The organism is Rhizobium aethiopicum (genome assembly GCF_900094625.1).
In the GTDB taxonomy this organism is placed as follows: domain Bacteria; phylum Pseudomonadota; class Alphaproteobacteria; order Rhizobiales; family Rhizobiaceae; genus Rhizobium; species Rhizobium aethiopicum.
Window position 1 is genome coordinate 26,701 of sequence record NZ_FMAJ01000001.1, and the last position, 16,896, is coordinate 43,596.

The 16,896-nt window shown below is 61.5% G+C and carries 18 protein-coding genes and 4 pseudogenes; 12 read left to right on the top strand and 10 right to left on the bottom strand.

Features of this window, described 5'->3' with window-relative positions:
• Positions 1 to 98 precede the first annotated feature (98 nt).
• A pseudogene (locus GA0061105_RS00145) lies at positions 99 to 317 on the top strand (Na+/H+ antiporter); the annotation flags it as partial.
• A gap of 403 nt (positions 318 to 720) precedes the next feature.
• Entirely contained in the window at positions 721 to 1,143 is a 423-nt protein-coding gene (locus GA0061105_RS00150; RefSeq protein ID WP_092747227.1) for a TIGR02594 family protein, read from the top strand.
• A gap of 42 nt (positions 1,144 to 1,185) precedes the next feature.
• Here GA0061105_RS00150 and GA0061105_RS00155 read toward each other — a convergent pair whose 3' ends face one another.
• From GA0061105_RS00155 to GA0061105_RS00170, 4 genes are all read right to left on the bottom strand, one after another.
• The gene (locus GA0061105_RS00155; RefSeq protein ID WP_092748235.1) at positions 1,186 to 1,674 is read right to left on the bottom strand and encodes a hypothetical protein; all 489 of its coding nucleotides are present in this window, start codon (positions 1,672 to 1,674) and stop codon (positions 1,186 to 1,188) included.
• An 11-nt stretch (positions 1,675 to 1,685) separates the two neighbouring features.
• Positions 1,686 to 1,982: a hypothetical protein gene (locus GA0061105_RS00160; protein WP_092747229.1), complete on the bottom strand. Its 297-nt coding sequence runs from the start codon at positions 1,980 to 1,982 to the stop codon at positions 1,686 to 1,688.
• 135 nt (positions 1,983 to 2,117) lie between these two features.
• Positions 2,118 to 3,521 (bottom strand): pyridoxal phosphate-dependent decarboxylase family protein, encoded by a 1,404-nt coding sequence (locus GA0061105_RS00165; RefSeq protein ID WP_092747231.1) that lies wholly within the window; start codon positions 3,519 to 3,521, stop codon positions 2,118 to 2,120.
• A gap of 100 nt (positions 3,522 to 3,621) precedes the next feature.
• Positions 3,622 to 4,599 (bottom strand): LysR family transcriptional regulator, encoded by a 978-nt coding sequence (locus tag GA0061105_RS00170; protein WP_092747233.1) that lies wholly within the window; start codon positions 4,597 to 4,599, stop codon positions 3,622 to 3,624.
• Between the two features lie 94 nt (positions 4,600 to 4,693).
• Here GA0061105_RS00170 and GA0061105_RS00175 point away from each other — a divergent pair, with 94 nt between their 5' ends.
• Positions 4,694 to 5,203 (top strand): YybH family protein, encoded by a 510-nt coding sequence (locus GA0061105_RS00175; protein ID WP_092747235.1) that lies wholly within the window; start codon positions 4,694 to 4,696, stop codon positions 5,201 to 5,203.
• Positions 5,204 to 5,251: 48 nt separating this feature from the next.
• Here GA0061105_RS00175 and GA0061105_RS00180 read toward each other — a convergent pair whose 3' ends face one another.
• Positions 5,252 to 6,175, bottom strand: coding sequence for a phytanoyl-CoA dioxygenase family protein (locus tag GA0061105_RS00180; protein WP_092747237.1), 924 nt, complete (start codon positions 6,173 to 6,175; stop codon positions 5,252 to 5,254).
• Positions 6,176 to 6,269: 94 nt separating this feature from the next.
• Here GA0061105_RS00180 and GA0061105_RS00185 point away from each other — a divergent pair, with 94 nt between their 5' ends.
• The 4 genes from GA0061105_RS00185 (at position 6,270) to GA0061105_RS00205 (ending at position 9,856) form a co-directional block, all read left to right on the top strand.
• The gene (locus GA0061105_RS00185) at positions 6,270 to 7,091 is read left to right on the top strand and encodes a helix-turn-helix transcriptional regulator (RefSeq protein WP_092748237.1); all 822 of its coding nucleotides are present in this window, start codon (positions 6,270 to 6,272) and stop codon (positions 7,089 to 7,091) included.
• Between the two features lie 171 nt (positions 7,092 to 7,262).
• Positions 7,263 to 7,610, top strand: coding sequence for a hypothetical protein (locus tag GA0061105_RS00190; protein ID WP_245294294.1), 348 nt, complete (start codon positions 7,263 to 7,265; stop codon positions 7,608 to 7,610).
• Between the two features lie 486 nt (positions 7,611 to 8,096).
• Positions 8,097 to 8,603 carry a GNAT family N-acetyltransferase gene (locus tag GA0061105_RS00200; protein WP_092747241.1) on the top strand — a complete coding sequence of 169 codons (507 nt, stop codon included), beginning with the start codon at positions 8,097 to 8,099 and terminating at the stop codon, positions 8,601 to 8,603.
• A gap of 320 nt (positions 8,604 to 8,923) precedes the next feature.
• Positions 8,924 to 9,856 carry an ornithine cyclodeaminase family protein gene (locus GA0061105_RS00205; protein WP_092747243.1) on the top strand — a complete coding sequence of 311 codons (933 nt, stop codon included), beginning with the start codon at positions 8,924 to 8,926 and terminating at the stop codon, positions 9,854 to 9,856.
• A 302-nt stretch (positions 9,857 to 10,158) separates the two neighbouring features.
• On the opposite strand, the gene GA0061105_RS00210 is transcribed toward GA0061105_RS00205, so the two are convergent.
• Complete coding sequence (locus GA0061105_RS00210) at positions 10,159 to 10,374, bottom strand: hypothetical protein (protein WP_064692110.1); 216 nt, start codon at positions 10,372 to 10,374, stop codon at positions 10,159 to 10,161.
• Between the two features lie 195 nt (positions 10,375 to 10,569).
• On the opposite strand from GA0061105_RS00210, the pseudogene GA0061105_RS00215 reads away from it, so the two are divergent.
• Positions 10,570 to 10,975, top strand: a pseudogene (locus tag GA0061105_RS00215) (VOC family protein).
• Positions 10,976 to 11,050: 75 nt separating this feature from the next.
• Positions 11,051 to 11,524 carry a VOC family protein gene (locus tag GA0061105_RS00220; RefSeq protein ID WP_092747245.1) on the top strand — a complete coding sequence of 158 codons (474 nt, stop codon included), beginning with the start codon at positions 11,051 to 11,053 and terminating at the stop codon, positions 11,522 to 11,524.
• Positions 11,525 to 11,560: 36 nt separating this feature from the next.
• Here the strand turns inward: GA0061105_RS00220 and GA0061105_RS00225 are convergent, their stop codons facing one another.
• Positions 11,561 to 11,962 (bottom strand): GFA family protein, encoded by a 402-nt coding sequence (locus GA0061105_RS00225; protein WP_092747247.1) that lies wholly within the window; start codon positions 11,960 to 11,962, stop codon positions 11,561 to 11,563.
• Between the two features lie 185 nt (positions 11,963 to 12,147).
• Between GA0061105_RS00225 and GA0061105_RS00230 the strand changes: the two genes are divergently transcribed.
• Together GA0061105_RS00230 and GA0061105_RS00235 are read left to right on the top strand one after the other, a co-directional pair.
• Positions 12,148 to 14,028 (top strand): ABC transporter ATP-binding protein, encoded by a 1,881-nt coding sequence (locus tag GA0061105_RS00230; protein ID WP_092747249.1) that lies wholly within the window; start codon positions 12,148 to 12,150, stop codon positions 14,026 to 14,028.
• Positions 14,029 to 14,156: 128 nt separating this feature from the next.
• Positions 14,157 to 14,727: pseudogene (locus GA0061105_RS00235) on the top strand (demethoxyubiquinone hydroxylase family protein).
• A 72-nt stretch (positions 14,728 to 14,799) separates the two neighbouring features.
• On the opposite strand, the gene GA0061105_RS00240 reads toward GA0061105_RS00235, so the two are convergent.
• The 3 genes and pseudogenes from GA0061105_RS00240 to GA0061105_RS00245 form a co-directional block, all read right to left on the bottom strand.
• A complete protein-coding gene (locus GA0061105_RS00240; protein WP_092748241.1) occupies positions 14,800 to 15,576 on the bottom strand; it encodes a phosphodiester glycosidase family protein in 777 nt (258 codons plus the stop codon).
• A gap of 276 nt (positions 15,577 to 15,852) precedes the next feature.
• Positions 15,853 to 16,026 (bottom strand): hypothetical protein, encoded by a 174-nt coding sequence (locus GA0061105_RS32690; RefSeq protein WP_167358498.1) that lies wholly within the window; start codon positions 16,024 to 16,026, stop codon positions 15,853 to 15,855.
• Between the two features lie 236 nt (positions 16,027 to 16,262).
• A pseudogene (locus GA0061105_RS00245) lies at positions 16,263 to 16,475 on the bottom strand (argininosuccinate synthase); the annotation flags it as partial.
• Between the two features lie 12 nt (positions 16,476 to 16,487).
• On the opposite strand from GA0061105_RS00245, the gene GA0061105_RS00250 reads away from it, so the two are divergent.
• Positions 16,488 to 16,892 carry an Lrp/AsnC family transcriptional regulator gene (locus tag GA0061105_RS00250; protein WP_245304206.1) on the top strand — a complete coding sequence of 135 codons (405 nt, stop codon included), beginning with the start codon at positions 16,488 to 16,490 and terminating at the stop codon, positions 16,890 to 16,892.
• Positions 16,893 to 16,896: the final 4 nt, after the last annotated feature.

A 16,896-nucleotide genomic window follows, 5' to 3' on the forward strand; every position in this document is an offset into this window, starting at 1 on the left:
CAGACAGAAACATATGCCGCATTGAGAAGGGCAAGTAAATTTGTGTCGGTGCAAACGTTTCGTGACGAGGCGAGCATGTACGCCCGCCGGAATGATCCCAACGCCGTGCCACGGCGATCGTGGACTATGCCGCGAGAACGGAACACTACATGCCGGTCCTCCATGCTCACTTCGATGTGGTTCATGAGGCGGTCGCAACCGGACGCCGGGAACTCATCCGACTCCACAGGGCAGGCGATATCGATGACGAGACGCTGCAGGAGCTGGAACGGGACCTCGATCTCGAGGAGTTCAGCGCGATCTCAGCCAAAGCCTAAATTTTGCGGTCCGGCCAGATCGAAGACAGCAGGTCAGAACTACTTACAAGAATTCGAAGTATTCGATCCAATTCTTGGAAACATAATCGCATCGTAACAAACGCCCGCACCTCTGCGTCGTTGTGAGTGTCGGCGGCCGTTCCGCTGAGGCATTGTTATAGAGCTGGCGGGGCGTCGCCCAGGGGATCGAAGTTTCCGGATGCGCCAACCGAGCTTCGAAGGTTGCCACATTGTTTTCACAGCGGTGTCACATGCCGCCTAAGGTTTCTTTTCTGTAAAGACTGACAAATACTCGGTTAAATTGCTTCTAATTGCCGCCATGATTCAAATATACGTTCCGGCCGCGAGTTTTTCTTCGCCACATTTCGGATGTTCCAAATTATCCAAACAATGGTGAGAAACAATGAAAATTATTCTCGTCATAGCCCTCACGGTTTTTGCCGTACCGTGTGAGGCCGACATGCTCGTTACGGCTTCGAAATATAATCGCATGCACGAACGTTCCATTTCGTTTCTCAGCATCAATCCCCGCCGAACGTCGTGGTGCGGAGCCTTCCTCGCCTTCGTCGCCAAACGATCGTCCCGCCAGCCGCCGGCCAATCCGAATATGGCAGTGTCCTGGAAAAGGTTTGGCAAGCCGGTCTTCTTCCGCTCGGCGAAGCGGGGAGATGTCGTTGTCATCCGAAGCGGCAGGCGGTTCCATGTCAGCCTGTTCGATCATTTCGATCAGCGGCGCCAGTACGTCTATCTCTTCGGCGGCAATCAATCCAACCGGGTCCAGCTGTCACGCTACCGAGCCAGCTCGGTCGTTGCCGTTCGACGATGAAGCCCGCTTGCCTTCGGATGCATCCGAATTGCTGATCGACCGTCAATCGACGGCGTCAAGTTCGCACAGCACGCCGTCGACGGGGATGACGGTCAGCCTTTCGCGTTTGATATCGAACCTCCAGGCTTTGACCAGCTTCTCCGATCGATAGGAGCCGTCCGGCTGTTCCGCCATTCTGCCGAGCGCGAAGACGGAGGCATCGGGAAACCGGCTCGATGAGCAATAGGCCGGCTGCAGAAGTTCGTGGCGGGGGCTCGGCTTAGTGATCGTTACCTGGTCGACCATGGTCCAGACGGGGAGGTTTCCATTCATGCCGGTCTGGCGTTGAAGTACGAGCGACAGCTTTGCGCCGCATTTGAGCTCGGCTGCCGCATAGGGCGGGCCTCCGGCCATTCCCGGCAAGACGATCCCGCCGACTTCCACGCAGTCTTTCGCAGGAGGAAGCGTCAATTTTCCACCCGCCTCACTGGTATGGCCGGCGGCCGGGATCAGGGTGAGAAGAGCGACAATCGCGGGGAGATATCGAGACATGGGAAAAGCCATCATTTCTGTTCAATCGCCTTCTCGTTGCGAAACAGGCCGCCACGATGCAGGCGCCAGACACACAGCGCGATGAGCGTGACACAAGTGAAGGATAGAAGGACGGCAATCCACATCACGTCCACGGCGTCCTCGCACTGGACGGCATGGGGGCAGCCGCGGTCGGCGTAGTCTGCCCATGCGATCAAACCGCCGATGCCAGAGAGGAAGAAAACCGGCAATGCGCAAGCCAGAACGATCACCATCAGGAAGATGGCTGCCGTTCCCGGAACCGCGTGTGATGGCCGTGAGCTATTCATATCCGTTTCTCATCTCGGTTATCGGGTCGTTCCGATAGGAGCGACTTAGAGAGGCACGTTTCCCCTCAATCCAGAAGAGAGGACCGTAACCCTGCTCGGGGAGGTGTCAATGGCCGATGCCCAAGTGGAATAAGGTCAGCTGCGGCTGACGCTCCGGAACGCGGCGACGATGCTTTCCGCTGCCAGCCGGGCCTCGTCCGCGGTCGTCTGAAAATTGGTGACGGAGAGCCGCAGGACGTCGCGGCCGCGCCATTTGGCGCCGCCGGCGAAGAGGGTGGCGTCCTCGCGGATCTTTGCGATTGTTTTGCGGGTGATCGCGTCGCTTTCATCGTCCGGGAGGTCGGCGGCGAAGCGGAGGATGAGCTGGTTCAGCGTGATCTCGTTCAAGATGGTGATGCCGGGTTCGCGCTGGAGATGCTCGGCCAGCAGACCGGCGGAGGCGCAGCATTGGTCGATGAGGGCGGCGATGCCGTCGCGGCCGAGATGTTTCAGCATCGCCCAGGTGGCGAAGCCGCGGGCGCGCCGGGAAAGCTCCGGCACGTAATGGGAGGGGTCGCGCTCGCCCTCGGCCGCCAGCGGCAGGTAGCTCGCGGCGATCGTCATGGCGCGGCGGTGGGCGAGTTCGTCGCGCACGATCGCATAGCCGCAGTCATAGGGCGTCTGCAGCCATTTGTGACCATCGGTCGCCCAGCTGTCTGCCGCCTCGACGCCGCGGCTGAGATGGCTAAATTTTTCCGAAGCCTGCGCCCAGAGGCCGAAGGCGCCGTCGATATGCACCCAGGCGCCTTTTTCCTTCAGGGCCGGAATGATGCGGGGAAAATCGTCGAAGGCGCCGGTATTGATTTGTCCGGCCTGGAGAATGGCGATGGAAGGACCGCTGACCGCTGCAAGCGTGCCGGGCAGGGCGGTCGGATCGATCCGGCCCACCCGATCGGTTGGCAGGCGCAGCACGCGGTCGTGCCCGAGGCCGAGGAACTGAAGGGCGGAAAAGACGGTCGTGTGGGCGTCGTCGCCGATGAGCACGGTAATCTCGGGCGCGCCGAACAGGCCCTTGGCATCCGCATCCCAGCCAACCTTGCGCAGCACTTCGCCGCGGGCGGCGGCAAGGCAGGTGAAATTGGCGACCGTCGCACCCGTGACGAATCCGACCGAGCTTTCGGCCGGCAGTTTCAATATATCGAGAAGCCATCTTGCCGAGACGGTTTCGACGGCGGCGGCGGCCGGGGCGGCGACGTGGTTTCCGGCATTCTGGCCCCAGGCGCTGGTCAGGAAATCGGCCGCGACGCCGACCGGGTGCGAGCCGCCGATGACCCAGCCGAAGAAGCGCGGGCCGGTCATGAAGTGCAGGCCGGGCTCGGCGTCCGCGGCGAGCTGCCTGATGACATCGGCCATGTCGGCGCCGGCCGTCGGCAGCGGCTCGTCGAAGGCGGCAAGCGAGGCGGCATAATCGTGCCGCGGCACATGGCGGATGGGCGCGCGCTCACGGAACCCGGCCGCGAGCCGGGCGGCTTCCTGAAATAGAGATGCGATTGCCGACATGCGGTTCCCCTCAGCCGAACGCCCGCCGGTCCTCGGGACCGCCTCCAAGCAAGCTGTCGGCGTCGGCAGTCTAAAACCTTTCCCAACCGGATTGAAGGGCTCAAATGGCGGCGGGAGATCGGCCGGCCGGCGGCAAGGGCGGCTGCGCTTTCTCGAGGATGGCAAGCAGCCAGGCGACGCCGGCATCCATCAGCGCGACCTTGGGGAGCACGGCATTGATGCGGAACCGCGTGAGCTCCAGCGGCGCGTCGACGCATTCGAGGCCGAGGCGCGCCGCGTGCATGGCGGCAAAGCGCCTCGGCAGGGCGCAGAGCAGGTCGGTTTCAGCAAGAATAGCGAGCGCGAACATGAAGTTCGGCACGGTCAGCGCGACGCGGCGCGTGCCGCCGAGCCTTGCCAGCGCCTCGTCGACGAAGCCGTGCGGATCGCCGCCGAGCGAGACGACCAAGTGCTGCAGCTCGCCATACCGCGCCAGCGTCGGCTCGCCGGCGAAGGCATGGCCGGCGCGCATCGCCACGACGAAATCCTCGTCATAAAGCCCGCTCACATGAAAGCGCTCGGGAATGTGCCCGGTCGGGATGACCGCAATATCGGTGACCCGCTCGTCGAGATCGGCGAAGGCGCCGCGCCAGGCGCGCTCGGGACTGGCCTCGCCCGGCGCCGGCAGCAGTTGCCGGATGCCGATATCGATGCCGGGCGCGGTGCGGGAAAGCTCGGCGATAACGGGCGCCAGCAGCACGGCCGAAATGCCGTCCGGAGCGCCGATGGTGAAACGGCGCGTCGACCTGGCCGGATCGAAGGGTTCGGCTGCCGACAGCACGCTGCGCACGCGGGCGAGCACATCGGCGATCGGGGCGGCGAGCTCCAATGCCCGAGCCGTCGGCACGACGCCCTTCGGCGTGCGCAGGAACAGCGGATCGTTCATGAGCCGCCGCAGCCGACCGAGACCGTGGCTGACGGCCGAGGAGGTGAGGTTCAGCCGCTCGGCCGCGCGCCCGACATGACGCTCCTCCAGCACCGCCTCGAAGAGCACAAGGAGGTTGAGATCGGTGCGGGAGAGATCAGCCAGATTCAGCATATCGATGAAATCATATCATTGGATTCATGATGGCTGAAGTGGGATCGTCCGGCGGCGGCGCAAACGGCGTTCGCATCGCTGAGGGAGCAAGCTCATGCCATCAAGATGCAATTCAATACTGGCCGAAGCCGATCGTGGTTTCCCCGGCGCGGGCAACGGCGGTTTCGCCGCCAACTATGCGTGCGCCGAACTCGTCTGCCGCACGGCCGAGGCGAATGCGGCGCTGATGCGCGGCGATATCGAAGCCTACCGCGCCCTCAACCCGCATGCGGCCGATTTCACGCTGATGTCTCCCTTCGGCGGCCGGCCGACGCGCGAGGCCGAGCTGAGCGAGGAGCTCTGGCAGTCCGTCGGCCGCTTCTTTGCAAATGGCAGTTTCGAGCAGGAGGTGGTGCAGGCCTACGGCTCGGCCGATATTGTCGTGCTCGCCGTCATCGAGCGCTGCCGGGTCGAGGTCGGCGGCCTGCCGATGCAGGACTGGTCGCTGCGGGTCACGCTGGTCTATCGCCGCGAGGACGGAGAATGGCGGCTGGCGCACCGTCACGCCGATCCGCTCGCCAACGGCATCAGCCTGGAACAGGCGGCGGCGCTGACGGCTTTATGAATCATGTCGCAAAAATGTGCGGCGATTTCGCTTCAAAGACACGAAGCCCTACAGCATATCCCCGAGGCTCCAGTGGTTGCTCCAGCGGACGTCGATTTCGTCGTCGACGTTCTGGTAGCGGATGTCGGTGGAGAGGCGCAGCCGCCGGGCGCGGTCCCCGTTCGTGGTGGACGCGTGGATCATGTAGGGGGAGTGCAGCACGACATCGCCGGCCTCATAATCGGCGGCGAGCCAGCGGGTGTCGAAGCGTTCGGCCATGTCGGGCAGATCCTTGGAGATCCAGCCGCCTTCGGCCATGTGGCGGTTATAGGCGCTGATCCGCTCTTCCGGCGAGAGATCGCCGCTGCGAGCCCCGAATTCCGCCTCCATGCCGCGGCCGAGCGCATGCGAGCCTTCGAGATAAACCAGGCCGCCCATTTCGGCGGGGGTGTCGCCGATCGGGATCCAGGCCGTCACGAGCCGGCTGGTGCCGCCGCGGAGGTAGACGAGGTCGTAATGGGCGGGGGTGGCCGTCGGCGTTCCCGGTTGGACATAACGCATCAGCTTGCGCTTGTGTAGGTACGAAATGCCCTCGAGGAAGGCGTCCATGAAGCGCACGAGCGGAGGCTGCGCGCAGAAGCCTTCATAGGCGGCGGAGCGGACGATCGACATTAGCCGGCGGTTGGCGAAGTTCCAGTCGACGACTTCGGCGGCGGCGATGCCGAGGGCGAAATCGTGCCCGGGTTCGAGCAGGCCGGTTTCGGCGAGGCGGGTGAAGACCCAGCGGCGGAAATCGATCACGTCGGCCCTCGGCAGCAGGCCTTTCAGCCAGACATAACCATCCTCTTGATAGCGGCGGCGGATGGCCTCGATGCCGATGGCGGGATCGGTCGGCGTAAGCGCGCCGAGCCGTTCGGCCGGGATCGTCTTGCCATGGGCGGCGAGCGGTATTTGCATCGTCCTCATTTCGGCGGCTTTCGCGGCAATTGACATTTCACTCATCCGTGGCTTGACTTAACCTGCCTCCAATTAACGTGCTGCGTGCGTCGGTCGCCATGGAGGAAAGTTGCAGCTGGACTTTTCGCTCATGAGACAAGCCGAGGCCATCTATCGATCTCCCCTTGCCGCCGCCGGCGGGCTTGCCGTGACCGGCAGCGGCAGGCAGCATGCGCGACATGCGGTAAAGGACCGGAAACTGCCGAGTTTTGCGGTGGTCCTGGTTGAGCGCGGGCAGGGTTTTCTTGAAACCGCCGCCGGCGGGCGCCAGCGCGTGGAGGGCCCGGCGCTGTTCTGGCTGTTTCCAAGCCGGCTCCATTCCTATGGGCCTGACGAAGCCGGCTGGGACGAGCGCTGGGCGCTGTTCGAAGGCTCGTTCCCGCGGGATTTCGTCCGGATGCGGCTGATGGCCGAGCGCCACCCGCTCGTGGGGCTGCGCCATATCGAAGAGATGGCGCGGCTCTTCGGGCAGCTTCATGCCGATCTCAGCGACGACAGCCATCTTGGCCGGGCCTCTGCGGCATCGATGCTGCATCGCATTGTGATCGCTGCTGCGCGGCAAGCGAGCTCTGCAGTAGGTGTCGAAGGTGGGGCGGCCACCGGCGATCTCGTCGAGACGCTCAGGGGCAGGGCGCTGCAGCCGCTCGACCTCGCAACTTTTGCCGCCGATCACGGCATGTCGCCTGCCACGCTGCGGCGGAAATTCCTCGCGGAAACGGGCCTGCCGCCCAAGGCCTTCCAGCTTCGGGCGCGGATGGACTATGCCAAGCAGCTGCTCGTCACTACCGACGAAAAGATCGAAATTGTTGCCGCCTCGGTCGGAATCGATGATCCGTTCTATTTCTCGCGGGTATTCCACGAGCGCGAGGGCTGCAGCCCCCGTGAATTCCGGATGCGATACAAGCGCGGTTGAGCTGCTCCTGCCCTGCGCTCCTCGCCTTCGCCGAGATAGTAAATATAAATCCAGCATTACGGGAGCTGCTGGGTTTTTCACCAATAACTATTTATTCTGTGCTGTTTGTTTCTGAAACTTACCAGTCTTTGCTAAAATCTATTGCCTTCTCCGATAGTATCCATCAATAATGTGCGAAATATCATTCGCGCCGCTGTCAAGGCCGCTCTGTCGATTAGCGAGGGATATGCACTGAAATATTTCATTCTCTATGCGCTCGTGTGCTCGGCGGTCGGGATAGTTCTTCTCGTCGTCATCCATCAGATCGCACCGTTCCAGATGGAAAGGCCGAGCGATCAGACTGCCTTCGAACCAGCAGAGCAGCCGGACGATCTGGTCGTGAGATCGACGCGCGAACCGGCTACGAGTGGCCAGCAGCCAACCCGAGAACCGGGCGTCCGCACCGATCAGTGGGATCTCCGCCCAACCGGCGAGCCGACTGTCCGCAAGGGTGGCCGGGTGGGAACTCCGGCGCAGTGATGGTGGCTGATGTTGCCCTTGTGTTTTGACGACGTAGGACGTGGATGCCTCGTTCTTCGAGGCTTTTTTGGGCGCCTGAGGATGAAGCTCTTTCGAGGCTTCTCCTTTATTGGCCTACCGTGTGGCGCCCCCTCTGTTCTGCCGGACATCTCCCCCACGGGGAGGGAGAACGGCTGGGCTCAACGGTTTCCCCAACCAACTGCCGTATGATTGTTCCTCTACGGCAGCGAGGGAACGATGGTCCAGCCTCTTGCTAATCTCCACCCTTTTGGTGGAGATGTCCGGCAGGACAGAGGGGGTGACCATGGCACACCCATCCTAGCTCATCCTGATACGCGCATCCTCCGCAACGGCAACGTAAGGGACGAGGTTCGCTCGAGCCTTGGCGCGCCGCGACGGGACAACAGAAGCCGAACCCGCCGCTTTCCGATTGCATCCACTGCAGCCGACTGCGATGACATATCTCCAGTATTCCGGGAGGTCGCGATGAATGTGGACGGCGTGACGATCAGGCTGATAGGGGCAGACGAGGTAGAGGCTTTTCGGCATATCCGCCTGGAAGCGCTTCGCGCCGAGCCGTCCTCCTTTGCCAGCCGCTACGAAGACTGGGAAATTCTGCCTCTCGAGGAATGGCGCAATCGGCTGAACGAACCGGTCTTCATCGCCTTCCAAGAGAGCGAGCCGGTCGGCATCATGGGGCTGTTTCGGCAGCGGTCGAGCAAGATGGCCCACCGCGCCACGATCGTCATGGTCTATGTCCGCGCCCAGTTGCGCGGAACGGGCCTTGCCGTCAAACTGTTGGAGGCGATTTCGAATCACGCGCGCGATATCGGCATCCGGCAGCTGGAGCTGTTCGTCAATGCCGAAAACCCCGGGGCGATGCGTTTCTACGAGCGGCAGGGTTTTGTTGAGATTGGCCGCGTTCCCTTCGCCGTGCTGGAGGATGGCAGGGAGATCGACGATGTGATGATGGCGCGGCGTTTGGTGGGGTAGGATGCTGCGGCCGGGCCGAGATTTCGGCGCAAAGGAACTGATGCCGCAGTGCACCTTGCAGTCATAGTGGTGAGCACCCACCTCGCCCTTCGAGGCCCTGCGGGGCACCCCAGGGTAAGGCTTTCTTGAGCTTGGGCGCGATATCCGTGTGTTTCTTCTGTTGTGGCGCGGCATTCTACCACATTGCTCATGCTGAGGTGCGCAGTCCCGATGGGCGGCCGTGAACGGTTGGCGACACTCGCCTCGGTGGGGAACCATCCGGCCTCTTGACCTCAAGCTGGGTTGGGGTTGCAGGATGCCACCCGAAAGGGAGGACTGCCGTGATGAAAATTCTGAGGGACGAGGATCTTGACGAGCGCGGGTTGATGGCGGTCGCGATCGATGCGGTGGAAACCGCGTTTCGCGCCAGGGCCGCCAATCGGCTGATCTCGCCGCCGAGGCATCATGTATCGTTTCCCGATCGAGGCGATCTCGTCTTTACCGTCGGCGGCATCTTTGGCGACAAGCCGCTCGCGGGTTTTCGCGTCTACGATACATTCGATGGGGTGGAACACACGCAGATAGTCGCCGTTTGGTCGGCCGACGACGCCAGGCTCAAAGGCATCGTTTTCGGATCGCGCCTCGGCAACCTCAGGACCGGCGCGATCGGAGGGCTCGCCATCCGACATCTCAGCGCGCCAGACGCCAGGGTTGCAGGCATCATCGGCAGCGGAGCGCAAGCGCGAACCCAACTCGCCGCAGCCGCCGCCGTTCGAAACCTCGAGCATGCCCGCGTTTACAGCCGGGATGAGAAAAATTGTGCTGCATTTGCAAGCGAGATGCAGTTCGTCCTTGGGCTTGAGGTGGAGGCTGTCGGCAGCGTCTCAAAAGCGGTTGATGACGCCGACATCGTCATCTGCGCGACGACGAGCCAAACACCCGTCCTCCATGTGCGGAATTTGAAAGCCGGCGCGCACGTCAATACCGTCGGCCCGAAGACGCTTCACGGGTACGAACTCGGCCTGGATGTCGCCGATGCCGCAGCGGTGATCGCGACGGATTCTCCCGAACAGGCGCGCGCCTACGCGTCGCCCTTCTTCCTGGCCGGCTCCGCCAGCGACGGCCGCCTAGCTGACCTCGCTGACATCGTTGCCGGAAAGGCGGCCGGGCGGGGATCATCCGACGAGATAACGCTATTCTGCTCCGTGGGTCTCGCCGGAACCGAGGTCGTCGTCGCCTCGGCGATCCTCGATAGCTTGTGTGTGTCGGGATAGATTGGGATTCCGAGCGGCCTTCAAGCCCTTGTCCTCATCCGCTCATCGCCAGGGGCGCGCAGGATTCGAGATGAGGGCAGAGAGATCTACGAAGTCAAATGAAAGCGCGGTGTCTTTGCAATTCCTAAGGAGCGTAGCCTATGGGCGGCAACCCTAAAGGCATGCCGCAGCGTTGCTCCTTGCGTTCCACAGACGGTTGAGCATGTCGTTCGGGGCTCTAAAAGGGACACCTCAGAGCCGGGCTGTCGCGGGCGTGGCGCGAATAGCGAGAGGTGAAGCTCGCCCGGCGTGAGATCTGGCTCCTACCAGTTCCCAGGATCCGCGGTGTGATCGATGCTGGCGAATTCATCGGCCTTGTTCCGGTCCAGGTTTATCTCCGTGGTCACCTTCGTCTCGTCGGTGACCGCGTAGCTGTCAGGGACGGGTCCCTTCGAAAGTTCCTGGTACACGAGCAAGGCGGCCTCCTCGGCGGTATCGGCCTCGATCTCGCGGGTGAGGGTAACGGTGAACTTGTGCATGGCTTCGGCCCTTTCGATCGGCGCGCAGGCGATGCGCAGCTTGCGCAGTCTGACACGAGTTTTGCCGCAAGGACACAAAAAGCGTGTAGCTGAGAATTCGATTCATGCGATGGTTTCAGCTCTTTGTTTTTTATGGATGTCGCGATGCCCCAGTCGCCGACATTTTTGATGAACGCAGTCGGGGGAGGATAGATCATGTGGCTGAACCAGGTGACCGTTACGATGCCTGACCTCGACTCGGGCTGGGATTTTTACTGCAGTCTCGGTCTCAAGCCGGTCGTCGACGCCCGTCCGCGGTATGCGCGCTTCGTCTGCCCGGATGGGGACAGTACCTTTTCGCTACATCAGGGCGAAGGTGGCGGGGGTGGAACCACAATATATTTCGAGTGCGAGAACCTGAACGAAACCGTCAGCCGTCTCTGCGAGGCCGGCCTTCACTTCGTGAGTGGTCCTGAGGACAAGAGTTGGCTCTGGCGTGAGGCGGAACTCCTCGATCGCCGGCAACCGTATCATCCTTTATTTTGCCGGATCCAACCGCGTCTCTCCGCCATGTCGGGTGGGTAAAGGCGGCCCGACCGAAACCACTCCGTCGCGGAAATAGCCGCTATGGACTGGAGAAAGAGGGTTTGCCTCTTATTTGAGTGGGAATTGCAAACCAAGAGGGAAGGCCCGTGCAATGGCAAAGAACACGATCTGCCTATGGTTCAACAAAGACGCTGAGGATGCCGCCCGCTTTTACGCCGCGACTTTTCCTGACAGCACCGTGGGTGCTGTCATTCGTGCGCCGGGAGATTATCCTGACGGTCAGCAGGGAGATGTACTGGTTGTTGAATTCACCGTTGCGGGCGTCCCTTGCATCGGTCTGAACGGCGGTCCTGCATTCAAACACAGCGAAGCCTTTTCGTTTCAGATTGCAACCGAGGATCAGGAAGAAACCGATCGCTACTGGAACGCCATCGTCGGCAATGGCGGCCAGGAAAGCGAGTGCGGCTGGTGCAAGGACAGATGGGGTTTGTCCTGGCAGATCACGCCGCGCGTCCTCTCCGAAGCACTCTCGGCCGGTGGTGACCAGGCAAAGCGCGCGTTTGATGCAATGATGACGATGAGAAAGATCGATGTCGCAGCGATCGAGGCGGCCCGGCGCGGTTAAGGCGTCATCGGTCCGAAGCCGATTGATGTCAGGCTGTCAGAACCAGAGATCGCGAACGCAGCGTCCGTCGGAGGGACGGTCTTCTAACGTGTCCAATCCGTCGAAATGATCGATGGGCAGATCGGCGACGAGCTCCGGCGGCGCAAGCCGAATGTGGACGGCCATGCGCCGGCGGCCATCCTCTTGCAGGCGCAGACCACGCCAGCTCAAGACGCAGGCGCAGGATGGGCAGAACAAAATTCCGAGAGAGGAGGTCTCTCTGCCGGAGCGGGTATAGGAGGCGGTGCGGCCGGTGAGGGTGATCCGCTCTCCCTCGTAATCATAGGCCCAGAGGGTGCCGTAGCGTCGGCAGAGGGTGCAGTTGCAGGCGGTGATCGATCCCGGATCGCCATCAAGCGTCCAGCTTGCCTTGCCGCAATGACATGAGCCCGTCAGCATGACCGCCCGTTCAATCCAGTTCCCTGTTCGACGATCGCATCCTGCCGTAATCGCGCCATCACCGCAATTGCCGCTCCTAGCGATCTATTCCGAAGTTTCTAGTTGCGATTGTACCTCGAAGGTGGTCCCATGCGACCCTGCGTAGCTGAGTCCACGCCTCTTCCCGATATTGATCCGAGCGGCCCATGTCGATTTCCGATGCGATCTACCGTCCATTCGAAACCTGGATCCGGCCGCTCGACATTCCCTACCGGCCGCTGCCGTCGAAGGGGCCTGTGGCCGTTCTTCTGCACTTCATCTCGATGTTTCGAGGCGTTCTGATCGCGCTTGCACTTGCCTCCATGGTATTCGAGGTGATCAACTTGACGATCGTCTGGGGACTTTCGGTCATAGTCGATGGCGTGACGCAACGGGGCGCTCCTGCCTTCCTGCGCGATGAATGGCTGTTCTTGACCATTCTCGGCTTCCTGATCTTTCCGATCATGCCAATCGTGTCCTTCATGCTCAATACGCTGAGCTCGCATACGCTCGGCATCGGCATGCCGGCTGCCATTCAGTGGCAGGGTCATAAGGCTGTCGAGCGGCAGGACCTTGCCTTCTTCCATGAACTCTACGCCGGCCAGGTTTCCTCACGACTGCAGCAGGTCTCTTCCGCCGTGCAGCAGCAGATCCTCGCCGCGTTCCAGTCCATCCCACGTTTCCTGATGCAGTTGGTGGGCTCCACGATCCTGCTGGGCGCGCTCGCGTGGCAGCTTGCCCTGCCTGTCGTCATCTGGATCGTGCTCAATGTTTTATTCACCGCCAGGATCGTGCCGATCTTCGTCGAGCGCTCGCGTCGTACCGCCAAGCAGCGCAGTCTGGTCGCCGGCGCCATCACCGATCTCTATACCAACATGCAGACGATCAAGCAGTTTGCGGCTGAAGATAGCGAGGCAGGCGCGATCCGCCGCATCATAGGAAAGGCCGTGCAGACGCAGCACAGCGAACAGCGCATCTATCGCTCATCGGAATTGACGGTCGTGGTTTTCAACACGCTGCTGTGGCTGACCATGCTGGCGATCGGATTTTCGGGCCTCGTCAAAGGCTTTCTCACTGTCGGCGAATTCGTCGGCGCGGTCTACATTCTCAACCGGTTATCGTCGCAGATCTTCGTCTTCCTGCAGATGGGCCAACAGATATTCCAGGCGATCGGCACGATCAAGGATGCCATGCCTGTTATGACGACGCCGCCCACCATCACCGACGCGGCGGATGCCAAGGACCTCGTGGTCGAGCGTGGTGAAATCCGTTTCGAGAATGTCCGCTTCGCCTACAAGTCTGGCAAGCCTGTCATCGATAATCTCTCGCTCACGGTCCGGCCCGGCGAGAAGGTGGGCCTGGTCGGCCTTTCCGGGGCAGGCAAGACCACGCTCGCAAATCTGCTCTTGCGTTTCTACGACATAAAGCACGGCGCCATCCTCATCGACGGGCGGGATATCCGCGCGGTGACGCAGGCAAGCCTTCGCCGCGCCATCGGCGTCATCGCGCAGGACGTCGCGCTGCTGCACCGTTCGGTTGGCGACAATATCCGTTACGGCCGGCCGGAGGCGACGAAGGACGAGATCGAAGAGGTGGCGAAAATGGCACGCGCCGATGCCTTCATTGCGGATCTATCGGACGGCGAGGGCCGCAAAGGTTATGAGGCCTTCGTCGGAGACCGCGGCATCAAACTTTCCGGCGGCCAGCGGCAGCGGGTGGCGATCGCCCGCGTTCTCTTGAAGGACGCGCCGATCCTGGTGCTCGACGAGGCGACCTCGGCACTCGACAGCGAATCCGAAGCCGCCATCCAGGAAAGGCTGAACCTCGTCATGGAGGGAAAGACGGTGATCGCCATTGCCCACCGCCTCTCGACCATTGCCAGAATGGACAGGATCCTCGTGCTCGACCACGGACACATCGTGGAAGAAGGCAGGCCGGACGAGCTCGTCGAACGGGACGGGCTGTTTGCCCGCCTGTGGAAGCGGCAAACCGGCGGCTTCATTCCCGAGGATATCGAGGAGGCCTTGCCGGGCTCGCCTGTGGATTGATGGTGCATTTTGCCGCGGCAGATTGAGCAAGGCCGGCGCCACTTGACGAGAGCGGCGGCGCTCCTGCCTATGGCCTCCAAGGCAATTGGGGCAAGGTGGTCATCGTGAATCCGTCGGGCGGCTCGGGTATGCGCGACCGCGACGTCACGATCCGTCGTATTCTGAAGGTCAATCATGCGGGCGAATTCGGCGCCATCAGGATCTATGGCGCCCAGATCCTGATGGCACGGCGGCTGTTCCCCGACATCGTCCCGGCGCTGGAGGAGATGCGTGAGGACGAGATCTCCCATTGCCGCCTTTTTCGCGAGGCGATGCCCGCAAGGAGCGCCAGGCCGTGTCGCGTCATGGCCTTCTGGAGTCTCGGCGGTTTCGTGCTCGGCATGCTCACGGCGCTTGGCGGGCGCGACATGATTTGGATATGCGCGGAGGCGGTGGAAAGCACGGTTCATCGCCATCTCGAAGATCAACTAAGCCTTCCTTAAAGAGCGCGATCCCGAGCTTCACGTGCTCATCGCGTCGATTCAGAAAGAGGAGCTGTCGCATCTACAGAAAGCCGAGGACAGCCAGAAGAGGCGGGGCGTGCGTCGCGCTTTGCTCCTGCCCGTCGTCGGCGCCCTGACGGACCTGATGATCTGGCTCTCCACCTGGGGAGATTCGAGCTGGATGCGCGCCGAGATGGCACGTGCGGGGAAGGAATAGATTTGGCTGGGAATTTCAGATGAAGCTAATGGCGTCAGAGGAGACCGGTCGGTGGGCATCGATCCCTCGTGCCTATTCCACAAGCCCGAAGATCGGGCCATAGCCGCCATGCCAGGACCAGTCGTTGCGGCCCATTGCCGGATAGTAAAGCCCGACACCTCGCCCGCCATCGAGAAACAAGGCGTCGGGGCATTGCAGCCGGTCGCGGAAGAGCCGTGCGAAAGCATGGAAATTGACGCCGTCTTCGCTGATTGCGAAGCGAACCACGCCGTCCGTGCAGACCCCGACCCCGCTTCGGCGGGTTCGGTCTGTCGAGCCGGGGATGAAGATCGGGTTCAGCGTGCCGGCGATGACGAGCATCGGGCCGGACTGCGTGGCGAACTGCACCTTTGGGGAACGCCTCAGAAATTCATCGGTCGGAAGTATGCCGGCACCCGCTTCACCAAGGAAAAACACGCCGTTCGGCTTCTTGTAGAAATTCGGGACCTGACCGGCGGAGCCTCCGGCCCCTGCGGTATTGGCGGGTTTCAATTCCCTGGTGTTTTCGACATACAGTCCCATCGGCGAAAAATCGGCCCGATACATTCCGGCATTGACGGCCAGGGCCAGCGTTTTCCCCTCGGCGCGAAGGGCTTCGGCGAGGTTTGGAAAGGTGCGGTATGGTTCGCCATCAGCGCCCTTCCAGAACAGGCGCAGGTCGGCTTTTCCCGCCTCCAGCGTGCAGACGACGTAGGTCGCCTCCTCGAACGTTTCCTCATCGCACGGCTCGGCATGCGCTTGACGCAGGGATGTCGTCATTACTGCCAGCATCATGACCGCGGCGAGCACGCATGGCTTGAGATAAGTCATCGCTGCCAGGGTGGTCATGATGTGTCAAATTCCTATAGTGCAGCTGGAAGCCCAGCTTTGTCACCGCATCGGCGGTGCCCAGAATAGGAATTTTTGCAGGCACAGCAATGATGTCGGCTGCGGTAAATTCGACGTTTTTGGGAAGCCGCAGAGGTCGTCCGGCCTTCATTCCGCGGGAACAACATCATTGGCTCCGCGTCTTCCGGCGGCAGAGGATGTCCAGCCAGCCGGGTGAGGGCCGATCAGCCTCAGCAGCCGCAAGACACAAACATTAATCTACCAGGCGGTGCGGGCGGTGCCGAGTGCTGTCGTGTGAGAGGATGTGACGTAGGCGACGTAGGCCTTGAGCGACACGACGCAGTTTCCGGGATAGCTGAGTTTGTGCAACGTCAAGTGTTTCAGCAACGCCTCGGCATCGCGCTTTTCGGTTAGCGGAAATGTCATCGTCATGCGAGTTCTCCAACGAACAGACCGAGCATCTGGAGAAGTAATGTTTAAATTCTTTTGCGCCGCAACAAGAAAATTTTAATAATAAAATTAAAATCGATTAGCTCTAGGCGGTGACTTTTTAAAATCGTTTGAAATGCTTTGGTACGGCTCCGCCGAAAGCGGAGCCGAAACGCTGCAAACGATGGAACTGATAGGGACACCGCAGCTGCTGAAAAGGCGATTGCCGGGTTGTGAGATCAAGCAGGCGGGCTGACGGCAGGCGCCCGTCTTCCGTTGCGGGCCGCACAATTCCTGAGCCGCAGCCCATTGAGCCTGATGAAGCCTTCGGCATCATGATGATCATAGGCGATGGAACTTTCCTCGAAGGTGACGAGGTCGGCGCTATAGACCGAGCAGGGCGAGGTGCGGGAGATGACCGAGGCGCTTCCCTTGTAGAGCCTGACCGTCATCGTGACGGGCATATTTCGAATGTCGAGCTGGCAAAAGAGGTGGGGCTGTCGCCTTCGCCCTGCCTGCGCCGCGTGCGCCTTTTGGAAGAGGCCGGAATCATCGATCGCTACGTCGCCGTACTGGATCCGGCAAAGGTTGGGGCGGGGCTGACGGTTTTTGCCCGCGTGTGGTTCAAGACCCAGGATGCCGGGGTCACGCTGCGTTTCGCCGAAGCCGTCAAACGGTTTCCCGAGGTGATGGAATGCTACCTGACGACGGGAGAATGTGATGCGGTGCTACGGATCGTCACGGCCGATCTGCACAGCTACTGGCGCTTTCAGGCCGACCACCTGACGCGTATTCCAAGCGTCCTCAGCGTCAAGACCGATGTGCCGATGGAAACGCTGAAGCGAAGCTTCGAACTGCCGTTGCGATGAGCGT

What these genes read in the sequence shown, in the direction of transcription:
- GA0061105_RS00150 (WP_092747227.1), top strand. Translation starts at nt 721, where the DNA reads ATGAAAATTATTCTCGTCATAGCCCTCACGGTTTTTGCCGTACCGTGT.
- GA0061105_RS00155 (WP_092748235.1), bottom strand. Translation starts at nt 1,674, where the DNA reads ATGTCTCGATATCTCCCCGCGATTGTCGCTCTTCTCACCCTGATCCCG.
- GA0061105_RS00160 (WP_092747229.1), bottom strand. Translation starts at nt 1,982, where the DNA reads ATGAATAGCTCACGGCCATCACACGCGGTTCCGGGAACGGCAGCCATC.
- GA0061105_RS00165 (WP_092747231.1), bottom strand. Translation starts at nt 3,521, where the DNA reads ATGTCGGCAATCGCATCTCTATTTCAGGAAGCCGCCCGGCTCGCGGCC.
- GA0061105_RS00170 (WP_092747233.1), bottom strand. Translation starts at nt 4,599, where the DNA reads ATGCTGAATCTGGCTGATCTCTCCCGCACCGATCTCAACCTCCTTGTG.
- GA0061105_RS00175 (WP_092747235.1), top strand. Translation starts at nt 4,694, where the DNA reads ATGCCATCAAGATGCAATTCAATACTGGCCGAAGCCGATCGTGGTTTC.
- GA0061105_RS00180 (WP_092747237.1), bottom strand. Translation starts at nt 6,175, where the DNA reads ATGTCAATTGCCGCGAAAGCCGCCGAAATGAGGACGATGCAAATACCG.
- GA0061105_RS00185 (WP_092748237.1), top strand. Translation starts at nt 6,270, where the DNA reads ATGAGACAAGCCGAGGCCATCTATCGATCTCCCCTTGCCGCCGCCGGC.
- GA0061105_RS00200 (WP_092747241.1), top strand. Translation starts at nt 8,097, where the DNA reads ATGAATGTGGACGGCGTGACGATCAGGCTGATAGGGGCAGACGAGGTA.
- GA0061105_RS00210 (WP_064692110.1), bottom strand. Translation starts at nt 10,374, where the DNA reads ATGCACAAGTTCACCGTTACCCTCACCCGCGAGATCGAGGCCGATACC.
- GA0061105_RS00220 (WP_092747245.1), top strand. Translation starts at nt 11,051, where the DNA reads ATGGCAAAGAACACGATCTGCCTATGGTTCAACAAAGACGCTGAGGAT.
- GA0061105_RS00225 (WP_092747247.1), bottom strand. Translation starts at nt 11,962, where the DNA reads ATGCTGACGGGCTCATGTCATTGCGGCAAGGCAAGCTGGACGCTTGAT.
- GA0061105_RS00230 (WP_092747249.1), top strand. Translation starts at nt 12,148, where the DNA reads ATGTCGATTTCCGATGCGATCTACCGTCCATTCGAAACCTGGATCCGG.
- GA0061105_RS00240 (WP_092748241.1), bottom strand. Translation starts at nt 15,576, where the DNA reads ATGACTTATCTCAAGCCATGCGTGCTCGCCGCGGTCATGATGCTGGCA.
- GA0061105_RS32690 (WP_167358498.1), bottom strand. Translation starts at nt 16,026, where the DNA reads ATGACGATGACATTTCCGCTAACCGAAAAGCGCGATGCCGAGGCGTTG.